This window comes from Pseudomonas sp. SDO55104_S430 (assembly GCF_054070595.1).
In genome coordinates, this window is sequence record NZ_JBSVXG010000054.1 from 15,786 (window position 1) to 32,818 (window position 17,033).

The following is a 17,033-nucleotide window of genomic DNA, read 5'->3' on the forward strand; positions in this document are numbered from 1 at the left end:
TGAAAATTGATTCAAAAACCAAAACAAAAGCCAGCACCTGACGGGCGTGAGCGGTTATTCCGTTCAGTGCCCTTTTTCCGGATACACAGAGGGAAAACAAAATGGCCAACTTCAGCAAGGCGGACCTGGAATTCATCCTCAAGCAGATCTTCATCGCCGAGGCCCATGCCAACGGTGCCGATCTCACTGATCTGCTGCCCAACAGTCAGGTGCCGTTCGGCCTGCGAACGGTTGATGGCAGCTACAACAATTTGGTGGCCGGGCAAAGCGAGTTCGGCGCCTCGGATAATTCCTTTCTGCGTCTGCTCGATCCCCAGTATCAGTCGCCGGCATACGCCGGTACCGGCAACGTGGTCGACTCGGCGCCACGGACCATCAGTAACCTGATTGTCGACCAGACTGCCAGTAACCCCGCAGCGGTTGCAGCCAATGGCGGCGCAGCCTCGGTGATGACTCCAGGCCTTGACGGTGTGTTCGGCACCGACGATGACAAGCCGGTGTTCTTCATCCCCAACCAGTCGCCGGACGTCGGCCTGACGGCCCCATTCAACGCATGGATGACCTTCTTCGGTCAGTTCTTCGACCACGGTCTGGACCTGGTCACCAAGAGCAGCACCGCCATGGTGATCGTGCCTCTGCAGCCGGACGACCCGCTGTTCGTACCAGGCAGCCCGACCAATTTCATGGTGCTGTCGCGTGCGACCAATCTGCCGGGTGCGGACGGCGTTCTCGGCACGGCCGACGACATCCGCGGGCAAACCAACACCACATCGCCCTTCGTGGATCAGAGCCAGACCTACAGCTCGCACCCTTCGCACCAGGTATTCCTGCGTGAATACATGCTCAATGCAGCTGGCGAACCCGTTGCGACCGGGCGGCTGATTACCAATCGCGACCTGGGCGACGATGGCATATTCGGCACGTCCGATGATGGCGACGCCGAAAACGGCGGCATGGCGACCTGGGCTGTGGTCAAGGCTCAGGCCCGCGACATTCTCGGTATCAACCTGACCGACGCCGATGTGCACAGGGTGCCGTTGCTGTACACCGATGACTACGGCAACTTCATTCCCGGCGAAAACGGCATGCCGCAGGTGGTGATACGTATCAGCAATGGCCCTGACGGCATCGCGGGGACCGCCGATGACGTCACACAGTTGGTCGAAGGCAACCGGGCCTCACCGATCAGCCTGGCCAGCGCCATCAGCACCGGCCATGGCTTCCTCGACGACATCGCCCACAATGCCGAGCCGGTCATTACCGGCGGGGTTCTGCAGGCCGATGGCGACACCGACGTCGGCAATACGCAACCACCGGGCCCTGGCGGCACCAACCTGACCTACGACAACGAACTGCTCGACGCCCACTACATCGCCGGTGATGGCCGGGCCAACGAAAACATTGGCCTGACCGCCGTGCACCATGTGTTCCACTCCGAGCACAACCGGCTGGTGCAGCAAACCAAGGACACCTTGCTGGCCGCTGGCGACGTCAACTTCCTCAATGAGTGGCTGGTCGATGATGTCGCCGCGATTCCAACCACGGCAGAAGGCATCGCCGCGCTGGTGTGGGACGGCGAACGCCTGTTCCAGGCTGCCAAGTTCGGTACCGAGATGCAGTACCAGCACCTGGTGTTCGAAGAATTTGGCCGGACCATCCAGCCACAGATCGACGAATTCCTCGCGCCCAACGGCTACGACACCTCGATCAATCCGGCCATCCTCGCCGAGTTCGCCCATGTGGTGTATCGCTTCGGGCACTCGATGCTGACCGAGACCGTCGACCGCTTCGACCCCGAGTTCAATCCACTGATCAACGATCCGGACAATCCGCAACTGGGCCTGATTGCCGCCTTCCTCAATCCGCTGGCGTTCGCCGGCAGCGGTGCGACTGCGGATGAAGCCGCAGGCGCGATCATTCGTGGTGTGACCCGACAGGTCGGTAACGAGATCGACGAGTTCGTCACCGAGGCATTGCGCAACAACCTGCTGGGTCTGCCACTCGACCTGCCGGCCCTGAACATTGCCCGCGGTCGCGATACCGGTATTCCCACGCTGAACGAGGCTCGCCGCGAGTTCTTTGAAATGACCGGCGACAGCCAACTCAAGCCGTACATCAGTTGGGTTGACCTGCTGGAACACCTCAAGCACCCCGAATCGCTGGTCAACTTCATTGCAGCCTACGGTAACCACGCGGCATTGAATGCCGCCGATGTGGATACCGTGCTCGAGATGCGGGCGGTTGCCGTTGCCCTGGTGTTTGGTGGCAGCGCGGTGATCAACGCCGGTACTCCAAATGAACGTGTTTTCACCGCCAATGAAGTGGATCGCCTGGCGTTCCTCAACAGCACCGGTAGCTACGCCATGGTCAATGGCGTCACCACCACCGGCGTCGATGACATCGACCTGTGGGTCGGTGGTCTGGCCGAAGAGAAAATGCCGTTCGGCGGCATGCTCGGCTCGACCTTCAACTTCGTGTTCGAAACCCAGATGGAAGCCCTGCAGAACGGCGACCGGTTCTACTACCTGTCACGTACCGCAGGCATGGACTTCGGTGCCGAGCTCGAGAACAACTCGTTCGCCAAGTTGATCATGCTCAACACCGATGTCGCCCACCTGTCGAACACCGTGTTCCTGACGCCAACCTTTACCCTCGAAGTCGATCAGACCAGGCAATACACTGGATTGGGCACAGATGGCCGCGCCGATCCAACGGGCGGCCTGGAAATCAACGGCGTGGAAATCGTGCCGCTGGTGATCCGCGACAACCCCGATACCGTCGGCACTGACACCAACTTCCTGCACTACACCGGTGAAGACCATGTCGTGCTCGGTGGCACCGACGGCAATGACATCATCATCTCCGGCGACGGCGACGACACTCTCTACGGTGACGAGGGCAACGACCGCCTCGAAGGCGGTGCCGGTAACGATGCGGTACTCGGTGGCGACGGCGATGACATCATCACCGACGCCTTCGGAGACAACCGTCTGGAAGGCAACGGCGGCAACGACGTGATCATCGCCGGCGCCATGCTTGCCGGCGGCAACCTGATCCTGGGCGGCGATGGGCAGGACTTCATCATCACTACAGAAGATATCTCCACCACCTTCGGTGGCAAGGGTGATGACTTCATTCTCGGCGCCAAGACCAACCTGCCACCGACCGGTAACGAAGGTGACGACTGGATCGAGAAGGGTACCCAGGATGGCGCGCCTGGCGATAACTTTGCGCCGTTGCTTGGTGACGAGGTGATCGGCAATGACATCTTCGTCGGCGGAGGTGGCTTCGACGAAATGATCGGCGAGGGTGGCGATGACATTTTTGTCGGCAGCGATGCCCAGGACAAGATGGAGGGCATGTCCGGATTCGACTGGGTCACCTACAAGAATGACAAGGTTGGCGTCACCGTCGACCTGAGCCTGGCCGCGCTGGCGCAGCCCCATGGCAACGCGCCAAACCAGAACGCCGGCGTGTTCAATCCGGTCGGCGCCTCGCCGGCCTCGATCCTCGACCGGTTTGCCGAGGTCGAAGGGGTGTCCGGTTCGCAGTTCGGCGACGTGCTCAAGGGGGATGACGTGGATGCGGTCACCATCCTCAACCACGGAGGCACGACGGGAAGCGCGCTGACTAACGTGGATCTGATCCGCGGACTGGAGCAGTTCCTGGCCGAAGCCAATCTGCCTACCACAGGTTTTGCCACCGGCAACATTCTGCTGGGTGGCAATGGCAGCGACCTGATCGAGGGGCGTGGTGGCGATGACCTGATCGATGGTGACAAATGGCTCAATGTCAGGATTGCGGTCTATAACGTTGGCGACGTCGACCATACAGGGCCAGAGATCGGCTCGTTCGACAGCATGGTCGACATGATTCCGTTCATGCTCAACGGCTCTATCAACCCCGGTCAGCTCAAGGCCGTGCGGGAGATCCTTCCAGGTACCTCGACGGGAGGGGCGGCATTCGACACCGCCATTTTCTCCGGGAATGAAGACGAGTATGTGGTGACGGTTGATAACAACAACACGGCCAATACGGCGGATGATGTGTGGACGGTGGTCGATACCGTCGCAGGCCGCGACGGCACTGACACCCTGCTGCATATCGAGCGCCTGCAATTCGCTGATGGTCAGCGAGTGTTGGCGGCGGGCAACGCAAATCCGGTCGGCAGACCGACAATCACGGACGGAAACGGCGGTGCGATCACAGTGGGCGACATGCTGACGGTCAGCGTCGCCGGAGTGACCGACGCCAACAACCCTGGTGGCAGTCTCAACAGCTCCTCGGTCTCTTATTACTGGCAATTCGAGGCCGATCCAGGCAGCGGCGTGTTCGAGGACATCATCCTGCTCCCAGCTGGTGACCTGGCGTTCCAGAGCGCCGATGGCACTTCGTTCAAGGTCTCACCGGACCTTGCCGGGTTGTCGTTGCGGGTCAAGGCGATCTACCAGGATGGCCATGGCACCACCGAAATAGTGTTCTCGCAACCCACTGCTGCGGTAGTGCCCGGCGCGCCGGTCGTGCCCACCGCGCAGACGCCTGTGGTCGATGCCACCGCGGGTGGCGAAGGGCTGCATATGGTGCGTTCCGACCTGAACTTCATCCTCGCGCAAATCAAGATTGCCGAGGCTGATGCGGCGGGTGCGGACATGCTCTCGTTGCTCCCGAACATCCGCGCGCCATTGGGCCTGCGCACGGTCGACGGATCGAATAACAACCTGTTGAACCTCAATGGCAACAACCACACCGAATACGGTGCTGCCGATAACCTGTTCCCGCGCATCAGCGATCCGGTCCTCAACCCGGCGGAGGCAGGTACCTCGTATACACAAAACAGTGGCCTTGTCGTTGACTCGCAGCCGCGCACCATCAGTAACCTGATCGTCGATCAGACGTCGAACAACCCGGCGGCTTATGCCACGGCGTACGACCCGGGTGTGGACGGTGTGCTCAACTTCGGCATACCGAACAACACTCCTGGTAACGACGATGTACTCAAGGACGGCGTACGAATCGTCGCCAGCCCAGGTCTGGATGGCCAGTTCGGAACGACCGACGATCACGATGTGTATCTGTTCGAGAACACCGCAGCGGATGCCGGCCTGTCCGCGCCGTTCAACGCCTGGATGACCTTCTTCGGGCAGTTCTTCGATCATGGTCTGGACCTGGTCACCAAAGGCGGTTCGGGCACTGTGTTCATTCCGTTGAAACCCGATGATCCGCTGTATGTGGAAGGCAGCCCGACTAACTTCATGGTGCTGACTCGCGCGACCAACCAGCCAGGCGTCGACGGCATTCTCGGCACGGCCGACGACATCCATGAGCACACCAACACTACCTCACCGTTCGTGGATCAGAACCAGACTTACAGCTCGCATCCATCGCACCAGGTGTTCCTGCGTGGTTATGTGCTGACCAATGATGGACCGATCGCGACCGGGCAGTTGATCACCAACCGTGATCTGGGAACGGATGGCAAGTTCGGTGGCGGCGACGATACGGAGATTGGCGGTATGGCCACCTGGAAAGTGGTCAAGGCGCAGGCCCGTGACGTACTGGGTATCAACCTGACCGATGCCGATGTCGATAACGTGCCTTTGATTGCGACCGATGCCTACGGTAATTTCCTCCCTGGCCCGACCGGCAAGGTTCAAGTGGTGATGAAGGGGGCCGACGGCATTGGTGGTACTGCCGATGACGTGCTGGTCGAAGGCAACCCGCTTGCCCCGATCGACCTGACCAACGCTGTGCGCACCGGCCATCAGTTCCTGGCTGACATCGCCCACAATGCCGTGCCGGTCATCACCGGCGGGGTACTGCAGGCTGATGGCGACGTTCTTGTAGGCAACTCCCAGCCAACTGGCCCAGGCGGTAACAACCTGACCTACGACAACGAACTGCTGGACGCGCACTACATCGCCGGCGACGGCCGGGTCAACGAGAACATCGGCCTGACCGCCGTGCATGCGATCTTCCACTCCGAGCACAACCGTCTGGTCGCCCAGACCAAGGACACCGTGCTCGATTCGGGAGACGTGGCCTTCCTCAACGAGTGGCTGCTCAATCCGGTGGCGGCGATGCCGGTCAACCAGGCCCAGATCGATGCGCTGGTGTGGAATGGCGAACGTCTGTTCCAGGCTGCCAAGTTCGGTACCGAGATGCAGTACCAACACCTGGTATTCGAGGAGTTCGCGCGAACCATCTCGCCCAACGTCGACCTGTTCTTCGCACCGACCCAGGTCTACGACGTCGACCTCGACCCTTCGATCGTCGCCGAGTTTGCCCATACCGTGTACCGGTTTGGTCACTCGATGCTGACCGAGACTGTCGATCGGCTGGACGTGAATTTCAACGTGATAAGCGATCCGAACGGCACCGATCCCGATCAGCAGTTAGGCTTGATCGCGGCGTTCCTCAACCCGCTGGCCTATGCCGCCAGTGGCGTGACGCCAGAGGACGCGACCAGCGCAATCGTGCGTGGTGTGACGCGCCAGGCCGGTAACGAAATCGACGAGTTCGTGACCGAGGCGTTGCGCAACAACCTGTTGGGCCTGCCACTCGATCTGCCGGCGATCAACATCGCCCGTGGCCGAGACGTGGGGATTCCTTCGCTCAACGCGTTCCGCCGCGACATCTACAACCAGACCGGCGATACCCAGATGAAGCCGTACACCAGCTGGGTCGACCTGTTGCAACACCTCAAGCATCCGGAGTCGCTGATCAACTTCATCGCGGCCTATGGCACCCACAGCACGATCACCGGGGCGACCACCCTGGAAGCCAAGCGCGCTGCCGCCATGGCACTGGTGTTCGGTGGTACGGGAGCGCCAGCTGACCGCCTGGACTTCCTCAACGGCACCGGTGCAACCTGGGGCAACGTGACGCGTGCCGGCAAGGATGGAGTGCTGGGCACCGCCGACGATCTCCATGGGGTGACAGTGACGGGTGTAGATGCCATCGACATGTGGATTGGCGGCCTGGCCGAAGAGAAAACGCCGTTTGGCGGCATGCTCGGCTCGACCTTCAACTTCGTGTTCGAGAACCAGCTGGAAAAACTCCAGGACGGCGACCGCTTCTACTACCTGGAACGGACCTCCGGGCTGTCGATGAACGCGGAACTGGAAAGCAACTCGTTCGCCAAGCTGATCATGGCCAACACCTCGGCCACGCACTTGCCGGGCCTGGTGTTCTCCGATCCCGGGTACTACCTGGAAGTCGATCAAAGCAAGCAGTTCAACGAAGGCCTGGCCAACGCCGACCCGCTCAGCGAAAACAACCAGCAGGTTGTGTTCCGCGATAACCCACTGACGGCTGGACCGGATACCAACTACATTCGCTACACCGGTGATCAGCACATCGTGCTGGGTGGCACCAATGGCAACGACATCCTCATCGCCAGTGAAGGCGACGACACGGTCTGGGGCGATGGCGGCAACGATCGCATCGAGGGTGGCGACGGCAACGACCAGCTGCGTGGCGGTGCCGGCGACGACATCATCACCGACGCGGGCGGCGACGATAACATCCAGGGCGGCGACGGCAACGATGTGCTCCACGGTGGTAACGGCGTCAACCTGATCATTGGCGGTTTCGGCAACGACTTCATCGTCACCGGTGAAGACGCCTCCGAAGCGATTGGCGGCCAGGGCAACGACTTCATCCTGGGCAGCAAGGCCAACGAACAGGACATGGGTAACGAAGGCGACGACTGGATCGAGAAGGGCACCTCCGACGGTGCGCCTGGCGACAACTTCGATCCGTTGGGCAACGACCCGATCATCGGCAACGATGTCTTCATCGGCGGCAACGAGAACGACAAGTTCAACGGTGAAGGCGGCGACGACATCATGGTCGGCAGCCTGGGCTTCGGCGACCGCTACATCGGCGGCTCGGGCTATGACTGGGCAACCTTCAAGGACCTGGCCCAGGGCGTCTCCATCGACTACACCGACCGCTTCTTCGATGTTCCGAAGGTGCCCGGTTCGGGAGCCTCGGCGCTGGTGCGGTTTGACATCATGGAAGGTCTGTCGGGGTCGGCGCACGGTGACTTCCTGCGCGGCGACAACGAGGACTCGGCGTCGCTGCCTGGCGCTGGTGCGAACGGCAGCGTGTTGACCAACATCGGCCTGATCAACGGGCTGTCGAGCCTGCTGCCAGCCGGTGCGACGTTCTTCGATGGCGGCAACATCATCCTCGGTGGCAGCGGCAGCGACCTGATCGAAGGCCGTGGCGGCAACGACATCATCGACGGTGACAAGTGGCTGAACGTACGCATCAGCGTGCGGGCGAACATCGATGGCACGGGTCCCGAGATCGCCTCGTTCAACAGCATGGAGCCGATGGTGCCGCTGATGCTCAACGGTACCTACAACCCTGGCCAGCTGGTGATCGTGCGGGAGATCCTGACTGGCAATGATCGTTATGACACGGCGTTGTTCTCCGGGGTTGCCGACGAATACACCATTCGTCGCGAGGGCAACACGGTCATCGTCACCGATACGGTGGTCGGTCGTGATGGGGAAGATCGTCTGACTGGCGTTGAACGGCTGCAGTTCTCCGATCGAGCGGAGGTCACCGGAGTCGGTTCGGGTGTCAACGCCGGTCCATCGGGTCACCTGGCAATCCTCGACGATGCCACCGGGGTGCGTGACGACACGCCGGTTTCCGGCCAGTTGTTGCGGGTCAGCAATCTGCAGGTTCGCGATCTGGACAACTTTTCGGCGACCAATGCGACCGGTGCAGTGACCGGTCCCGTGGCCTACTACTGGCAGGTTGAAGCCATCGCCGGTTCCGGCGTTTACGAGGACATCACCGTTGTCGCCGCCGGCGAAGCATCGCGGGCGACTGGCACCACCTTCCGCGTGACGGATGATGAAGCGGGCCTGAACATCCGCGTCCGCGCGGTGTATCAGGATGCCAAGGGCACGCTGGAGATCGTCGATTCCACGGCTAACAGCGCAGCATCGGCACCACCGGTCGTCACCGGTGTCGCGACGCAGAACCAGGTGTTGACCGTCAATCCGGCAACCATCGTCGACGTGGATGGCCTGAGCAATCCTCAGTTCACCTTCCAGTGGCAGATGACCAACGGCGTGACCTTCGTCAACATCCCCGGCGCCACCGGTACCACGCTCACCCTCGGCCAGGCTCAGGTCGGGAACCAGGTGCGGGTGGTGGTCAGCTACGTGGACAACTTCGGTGTGCACGAGACTGTGCCGTCCGATGCCACCGATCCTGTGGCCAACGTCAACGATGCACCGACAGGTCTGCCGCTGATCAGTGACACCACGCCGGATCAAGGCCAAGTGCTTACCGCGGTGACCACAGGCATTGCCGATGTCGATGGGCTGGGTACTTTCAGCTATCAATGGCAACAGGGTACTGGCACGTCCTTCACCAATATCGCCGGGGCAACTGCTGCAACCTTCACCCCCGGTACGGCGCAGGGCAACCTGCAACTGCGGGTGATCGTGCGCTACACCGACGGCTTCGGCACGCTGGAAACGCTGACCTCTGCGGCTACTGCGGCGGTGGTGATACCAACCGGCGTGGTGCTGACCGGCACCAACGCGGCGAACGTCCTCACCGGCGGTGCGGGCGCGGACGTGATACTTGGACTTGGCGGTGCGGATACGCTCAATGGCCTGGGTGGTAACGACCAGCTGTTTGGTGGTAACGGCGCCGACATCCTCAACGGGGGAGACGACAACGACACCCTCAATGGTGAGGATGGCGCCGACACTCTCAATGGTGGTCTGGGTGCGGATGTGATGAACGGTGGTGACGGCAACGACACCTACGTGGTCGACAACGTCGGCGACACCGTCAACGAAGCCGCCAATAACGGTACCGATCTGGTGCAAACCACTCTGACGAGCTACCTGCTCGGTGCCAACGTCGAGAACCTGACCTACACCGGCACCGGCAATTTCACCGGCACCGGTAACGCTCTGGCCAACACCATCACCGGCGGGGTCGGCAATGACCTGCTCAACGGCGGTGTGGGGGCCGACCGGATGGTGGGCCTGGCCGGCAACGATACCTACGTCGTCGATAACAACGGCGACGTGGTGGTCGAAGCGACGGGTGGCGGTGTGGATACCGTGCAGACGGCGCTGGGCAACTACTCGTTGAGCAACAACGTCGAGAACCTGCTCTACACCGGCGCCGGCAACTTCGTCGGTACAGGCAACGGCTCGAACAACGCCATCACCTCAGGAGCGGGTAATGACACCCTCAACGGCGGTGGCGGCGACGACGTCCTCACCGGTAACGGTGGCAGCGACACCCTCAACGGCGACGGCGGCAACGACCAGCTGTTGGGCGGTCTCGGCATCGATGTCCTCAACGGCGGCGCGGGTGACGACACCCTCGACGGCGGTGACGGCGACGACGCCCTGAACGGTGGCGCAGGCAACGACTCGCTGCTGGGTGGGCTGGGCAACGACAACCTGGACGGCGGTAACGGCAACGACACCCTCGACGGTGGTGCCGGCAACGACACCGTGCTCGGCGGTGTCGGCGACGACACCTTGCTGGGCGGCATCGGCAATGACTTCATCGACGGCGGAGCCGGCAACGATACAGTCACCGGTGGTGCGGGGAACGACACGATGGTTGCCAGTACCGGCAACGACATCTTCAGGTTCTCCGCAGGCTTCGGAACCGATCAGATCATCGGCTTCGACGCCAACCCGGCAGGCGGCCAGGACCGGCTCGACATCACGGGCCTGAACATCACCGCGGCAACCTTTGCCGCCAATGTCACCGTCACCGATGTCGGTGCCGATACGCTGCTCAGCTTCGCGGGAGCAACGGACACCATTCGACTGGTGGGCGTGGGTGATGCGACGACCGTGAATGCAACGGACTTCATTCTGGCAACGTGAGGGGTTGATCGGTCCTGTTAGGGCAGGTAGATGAAAGAAGAAGGGAGGGCATTGGATGCTCTCCCTTTTTTATTGGGACTTGATGTCTGTGCGAAGTAGCAGCGTTCTCTAGACCAACGTCTGGCCAAGGTACATGCGGTGTGTCGCTTCGATCTCGTTGATCATCCTCGGTGCAACACCTGCTGCCTCAGCGATTGGCCGCCAGCGCTTCACCGCAGTGCAGACCTCTTTGATGATGGCGTGCGCATCGATGCCCCGGACTTGCCTGGCCACGGCTTCCAGGTCTGCAAGTTCAAATTTGTCGCGCTTTCCATTCACGGTCATCTGGTGCGTCTCTACCCAGAAATTGCCGGGCAGGTACGACCATGAAATATCGTAGGCGGGGGAGAGTGACCATGTGCCTTCCTGGTCCATCAGGAAGCTGGTGTTCTTTGTGTGATCGTCCTGGTTTCGGGCAACCAGGTTGAACACCATCCGACGATAGAACTCGACAGCTTCCTTGCGTGATAACCCGAGCTCTCTCATTACCCCAAAGGCTTGCTCGTACGAATAGCCGCCAGGCTGCTTGTAGTCGGCGTGGTCGAGAGCACAGAGGGTGGCCATGTGGATTTTGTCGCCGTCGTCAGTGCGGTCAAAGCGCTTGGTCAGGAAGTGTGCACGGCCACCTTCCTGTAGCAGTTCACACGGGTTCATGGTGATGCCGGCTTCTTTGGCCATGAGCGAATAGGCGTATTCAATGCGGCCATAGCCTTGGGAGTCGGCGAGGACGTCAGTGTTTTTGGCGACATCAAACTTCAGAAGCCAGTAGGTAAAACCCTTCGGCGCCTTGACCTGCCCGGAGCGGATCTCGCCGGCAGCGTTCATTGTGATGACCGCCTTTGCCCGGGCTCCGCCGGCACTGGTGCCAACCTGGATCAAGCGTTGAAGCGCGTCATCATCGACATCGGGGTCATGCTTTGCGAGGCGCTCAGCCAGGCTTTCCCGTTGAGAAAGCACTTCACTGGCGAGCTCGACCAGCGCATCGATCTGAAAGCGCTCACTGGCTTTGGCCGCGCCATCCAGGGCTGGCTGGTACTCCAACCCACCCATTGCACGTGCGCCCTGATACAACACGCGTTCGACCGGGGTGAAAGTCGATTTGTCTCGACCTTCTTTAGCCAGCCAGGCGTCGATCAGTGCGTTACCGAAATCGTCCGGCAAGGAGTCCGCGAGAATGGCCGGAAGCCCTTTGTAGGTGTCCCGATTCAGGCTTGGAAAGGCGTAGGTTTGATTCGCCGCCAGCGGCATATGGATGGGGGAGATTTCGATACCCGTCCTGACGAACTCGGGGTCGTACTCGAACAGGCCCAGTTGAGTGTTCTCGTCCCAAAGCAGACCACCCACAAACATTTCGTACAGATACACCTTCGCAGTGATCACCAATGAACCTCCTTCTTACGCGTTTTTCCCTTGGGTGACGAAACTGCCGTGCTCTCGTCCGAGCCCTTGTCCGACGTGCGGGCAGTGCGGGTGCCGGTGGCGCGCATGCGTTGCGATCCTGCCATCTTGATCACCTGCAATGGGCTTGGCCGAACGGGTTGGACAAGCGAGTTCACTCGCTCTAACTCTCCAATGGCGCGCAGAACGGCGACCAGATTCACCAGGGTGCCTTTCCCATGCAGGATGTTGATCAGGGTTTGGCGGCTGATCCCGGCTTCTTCAGCCACCTGTTCCTGGCTCAGATTTTTTTTGAGGCGCAGCTCCTGAAGCAGCGCGCCAATGGTGCTGGCAATGGCATCGTCAGTCATGGCTTGGAGGCGCATAGTGTCTAGATTCCTTGGCTAAGGGTGATTTATTACGTTTCTTTGTATTTAAAGTTAGACGCTATCGATGATTTTAGTGGGAGAAAGCAAGTAAGGGTTAAATGTATAGAAAACTAGTCATTAAGCAGAAAAATCTGGTTTTGAGTATAGATTTTTAGGCTTTAATAATTGATGACGATTTAAGCCCAGTCTTGTGCTTTGAGGAAAGAAAATCCTGAGACCTCTGCGTAGGCGCTGGCAGTTGTTAATTATAAATCTGCTTAATACTTTGCATAATAAATAGAAAATTGACTAATCATCCCCCCGGAACAAAAAATCCTCCCCACACCGCGCCGCCAGAGCGCCCTGATTCGCCGTTTCTCTCCTGCCAGAAAAATAACCAAAGGAGCCCGACCCATGAAGCCTCAAGCTTCGTCCCAGCCGCGCCGTGCGGCAGCCGCTGCCTTCATCGGCACGATGATCGAGTGGTACGACTTTTACATTTACGCCACCGCCGCCGCGCTGGTGTTCGGTGCGCTGTTCTTTCCTTCAGACGACCCGTTATTCAGCACCATGGCCGCGTTCGGCACCTTTGCCGTGGGTTTTTTTGCACGGCCGTTGGGCGGGATTGTCTTTGGGCATATCGGCGACCGTATCGGGCGCAAGAAGTCGTTGATCATCACGCTGTTGATGATGGGCGTGGTCACCGTGTGCATCGGCTTGCTGCCGACTTACGCGCAGATCGGCGCCACCGCGCCGGTGCTGCTGATCCTGCTGCGCGTCGTCCAGGGCATCGCCGTGGGTGGAGAGTGGGGCGGGGCGGTGTTGATGGCCGGTGAGCATGCGCCGAAAGGTCGACGCAATTTCTTCGCCTCGTTCGCGCAACTGGGCAGCCCGGCGGGTTTGATCCTGTCGCTGCTGGCGTTCAGCGCCGTCACCCGGTTGCCGGAAGAGGACCTGATGAGCTGGGGCTGGCGCCTGCCGTTCCTCGCCAGTTCGCTGTTGCTGCTGGTGGGCCTGGCGATTCGCCTGGGAGTCAATGAGTCGCCGGAATTCCTCGCCAGCCGCGAGCAGGCGATCAAGAACACCCGCAAGGAGCAGGCGCCGGTCATGGAAGTGCTGCGCATCGCGTGGCGTCCGCTGCTGCTTTGCATCGGTGCCAATACTCTGGGTATCGCCGGGGTGTATTTCACCAACACCTTCATGATTGCCTACACCACCCAGCAACTGGCGCTGCCGCGTTCGCTGATCCTTGAGTGTCTGTTCTTCGTCGCGATAATTCAGTTCTGCATCCAGCCGCTGGCGGCGTGGATTGCCGAGAAAATCGGTGCGACCCGCTTCCTGTGCCTGGTGTCGCTGTTGGCCATGGCCTCGCCGTACCCGATGTTCGTGCTGGTGAGCTCGGCCCAGGCGCCGCTGATCATCCTCGGCATCGCTTTGGCGGTGGTGTGCATGGCGTCCTTCTATGCGGTGATCGCCGGCTATGTGAGCGGCATGTTCGAAACCCGGGTGCGCTACACCGCGATCTCCCTGGCCTATCAGATTTGCGGCGCGGTGGCCGGTGGCCTGACGCCGCTGATCGGCACGATGCTGGCGCACAAGTTCGCCGGCCAGTGGTGGCCGATGGCGGTGTTCTACAGCCTGATCGCCGCGACTTCGCTGATTTGTGTCCTGTCCCTTGCCCGTCGCCATGCCAGTGCTGAACGCATGGAAATGGCCAACGCTTGATCAACCGTTTTCTGGAGAAACCCATGTTGAAAATTAATGGCGAACGCCTGTGGGCGAGTCTGATGGCGATGGCGGAAATCGGTGCCACCGCCCGTGGCGGCAGCTGCCGTCTGGCTCTGAGCGACGAGGACAAAGCCGGTCGCGAATTGTTTGCCCACTGGTGCCGCGAAGCCGGCATGACCCTGAGCGTGGATGCGATCGGCAACCTGTTCGCTCGTCGCGAAGGCACCGACCCGGATGCCGCGCCGGTGATGATGGGCAGCCACCTCGACACCCAGCCCGAAGGCGGGCGCTTCGATGGCGTTTACGGCGTGCTGGCCGGTCTTGAAGTGGTGCGTTGCCTCAACGATCTGGGCATCCAGACCCGCAAGCCGCTGGAAGTGGCGGTGTGGACCAACGAGGAAGGCGCACGCTTCACCCCGGCGATGTTCGGCTCGGCGGTTTTCACCGGAATCATGGATCTGGACGCCGCGCTGGCGGTGCGCGATGCCGACGGCATCAGCGTCGCCGAGGCCTTGCAGCGTTGCGGTTATGAAGGTGAACGTCCGCTGGGTGGTGAGGTGGACGCGTACTTCGAGGCGCATATCGAGCAGGGGCCGATTCTGGAGGACAACGCCAAGAGCATCGGCGTGGTCAGCGGCGGCCAGGCGATTCGCTGGCTGGACGTGCGCGTCGAAGGCATGGCTGCCCACGCCGGCACCACGCCCATGCCACTGCGCAAGGATGCCCTCTACGGCGTGGCGCGGATGATTCAGGCCATCGAAGGCCTGGCCACCGATTTCGCCCCCGAAGGCCTGACCACCGTGGGCGAGTTGAGCATCAACAAGTCCTCGCGCAACACCATTCCCGGGTTGGTGAACTTCACCGTCGATTTACGGCATCACCGTGATGACGCCATCGAGGCCATGGAGCAACAGGTGCGCGCACGGCTGCAGGCCATAGCTGACGGTCGCGATCTGAAACTGACAATCACCCCGCACTGGATCAGCCCGGCCACGCCGTTCGACGCCGAATGCGTGGCGGCGGTACAGCAGGCGGTGGATGGCCTGGGCTACGCTCAGCAATCGATCGTCAGCGGCGCGGGGCATGATGCGATTCACCTGGCGCGCTACTGCCCGACGGCGATGGTGTTCATTCCGTGTGTGGGTGGGTTGAGTCATAACGAGGCTGAGGATGTGTTGCCGGAGGATGTGCGGCAGGGGACGGATGTGTTGTTGAACGCGGTGTTATCGCGAGCAAACAACTGATTCATCTGCCACTGCTTACCCAGGGGCACTGAATTTCTGTGGTGTTGTGAAACCTGTGGTGAGGGGATTTATCCCCGTTCGGCTGCGCAGCAGTCGTAGAACCATACAACTCATATGTCTGATAAACCGCGAGTTCAGGTTTTGGGGCTGCTCCGCAGCCCAACGGGGATAAATCCCCTCACCACAAGTTTTGTATCTCCACAGGATTACTAAGCAACACAGGATTTTGTGTTTAACGCACTTTTTTAACTGACGGGAACCAACCCCATGCGCAGTTTTTTCCACCCAGAACAATTGCTCCACCACCCACGCAGCTACTACTCCCGCGGCCAGATGCGCACTCCTCAGGAAGTCCCCGAGCGCGCGCAGCGTCTGGTCCAGGCCTCGCACTCGCTGGGTTTTTCCGTCGAGCAACCCACCGATGCCGGTCTTGATCCACTATTGGCCGTCCACGGCGCGCCCTACCTGGCGTTCCTCCAGGAAGCCCACCAACGCTGGAAGGAAATCCCCGAAGACTGGGGCGACGAAGTCATGTCCAACATCTTCGTCCGCGAGCCCAACGCCCTGCGTGGCATCCTCGCCCAGGCCGCCCGTTACCTGGCCGACGGCAGTTGCCCGGTGGGCGAGCAGACCTGGCGCTCGGCCTACTGGTCGGCGCAGAGCGCGATTGCCGGCGCTCAAGCTTTGCTCGATGGCGAACCTGCCGCCTACGCCCTGTGCCGTCCACCGGGACATCACGCCCGGGGCGAAGCCGCGGGTGGCTTCTGTTACGTGAACAACGCGGCGGTGGCAGCCCAGGTATTGCGTGGCAAATTCGACAGGGTGGCGGTGCTCGACACCGACATGCACCACGGCCAGGGCATCCAGGAAATTTTCTACGACCGCGACGACGTGCTCTATGTCTCGGTGCACGGCGATCCGACCAACTTCTACCCGGGGGTCGCCGGCTTCAACGATGAGCGCGGCGTCGGCGCAGGCGAGGGCTTCAACCTCAATCTGCCGATGGCCCACGGTGCCAGCGAGGCGGATTTCCTCGGGCAACTGGACGTGGCCTTACAGGCCGTGACCGATTTCGGTGCCGAGGTGCTGGTGTTGTCGTTGGGCTTCGACATCTATGAACTCGATCCGCAGAGCAAGGTGGCGGTGACCCGTGAAGGCTTTGCCGAGCTGGGCGAGCGGATCCGCAGCCTTGGGCTGCCGTGTCTGATCGTGCAGGAGGGGGGGTATCACCTGGAGAGTCTGGAGGACAATGCGCGGGCGTTTTTTGTGGGGCCTGAGGTGTGGAAGCTCTGATTCTTCAGCGTCTGTGAGGGCCTCATCGCGGGCAAGCCCGCTCCCACAGGTTTCCTTGTTGAGCACAATTATTGTGCAAGACACTGGACACTGTG

The 17,033-nt window shown here is 60.9% G+C and carries 6 protein-coding genes; 4 read left to right on the forward strand and 2 right to left on the reverse strand.

Annotated features, from left to right (window positions below; genetic code table 11):
• The first annotated feature begins 101 nt into the window (after positions 1 to 101).
• Positions 102 to 10,889 (forward strand): peroxidase family protein, encoded by a 10,788-nt coding sequence (locus ACW9JE_RS12360; RefSeq protein WP_457432918.1) that lies wholly within the window; start codon positions 102 to 104, stop codon positions 10,887 to 10,889.
• 108 nt (positions 10,890 to 10,997) lie between these two features.
• Here the strand turns inward: ACW9JE_RS12360 and ACW9JE_RS12365 are convergent, their stop codons facing one another.
• Both ACW9JE_RS12365 and ACW9JE_RS12370 read right to left on the reverse strand, forming a co-directional pair.
• The gene (locus ACW9JE_RS12365; protein WP_263487871.1) at positions 10,998 to 12,311 is read right to left on the reverse strand and encodes a type II toxin-antitoxin system HipA family toxin; all 1,314 of its coding nucleotides are present in this window, start codon (positions 12,309 to 12,311) and stop codon (positions 10,998 to 11,000) included.
• Positions 12,305 to 12,691 (reverse strand): helix-turn-helix transcriptional regulator, encoded by a 387-nt coding sequence (locus ACW9JE_RS12370; RefSeq protein ID WP_224536867.1) that lies wholly within the window; start codon positions 12,689 to 12,691, stop codon positions 12,305 to 12,307. Before ACW9JE_RS12370 ends, ACW9JE_RS12365 begins: the two co-directional genes overlap by 7 nt.
• A 396-nt stretch (positions 12,692 to 13,087) precedes the next feature.
• Between ACW9JE_RS12370 and ACW9JE_RS12375 the strand changes: the two genes are divergently transcribed.
• The 3 genes from ACW9JE_RS12375 to ACW9JE_RS12385 all read left to right on the forward strand — a co-directional run bounded on the left by ACW9JE_RS12375 (position 13,088) and on the right by ACW9JE_RS12385 (position 16,938).
• Positions 13,088 to 14,398, forward strand: coding sequence for an MFS transporter (locus ACW9JE_RS12375; RefSeq protein ID WP_224536865.1), 1,311 nt, complete (start codon positions 13,088 to 13,090; stop codon positions 14,396 to 14,398).
• A 23-nt stretch (positions 14,399 to 14,421) separates the two neighbouring features.
• Positions 14,422 to 15,645, forward strand: a complete 1,224-nt coding sequence (locus ACW9JE_RS12380) for a Zn-dependent hydrolase (protein WP_224536862.1) — start codon at positions 14,422 to 14,424, stop codon at positions 15,643 to 15,645.
• 267 nt (positions 15,646 to 15,912) lie between these two features.
• Complete coding sequence (locus ACW9JE_RS12385) at positions 15,913 to 16,938, forward strand: histone deacetylase family protein (RefSeq protein ID WP_224536858.1); 1,026 nt, start codon at positions 15,913 to 15,915, stop codon at positions 16,936 to 16,938.
• Positions 16,939 to 17,033: the final 95 nt, after the last annotated feature.

Bases quoted from the DNA above. Each gene is read 5' to 3' on its own strand.
- ACW9JE_RS12385 (WP_224536858.1), top strand. From the start codon at position 15,913: ATGCGCAGTTTTTTCCACCCAGAACAATTGCTCCACCACCCACGCAGC.
- ACW9JE_RS12370 (WP_224536867.1), bottom strand. From the start codon at position 12,691: ATGCGCCTCCAAGCCATGACTGACGATGCCATTGCCAGCACCATTGGC.
- ACW9JE_RS12360 (WP_457432918.1), top strand. From the start codon at position 102: ATGGCCAACTTCAGCAAGGCGGACCTGGAATTCATCCTCAAGCAGATC.
- ACW9JE_RS12380 (WP_224536862.1), top strand. From the start codon at position 14,422: ATGTTGAAAATTAATGGCGAACGCCTGTGGGCGAGTCTGATGGCGATG.
- ACW9JE_RS12375 (WP_224536865.1), top strand. From the start codon at position 13,088: ATGAAGCCTCAAGCTTCGTCCCAGCCGCGCCGTGCGGCAGCCGCTGCC.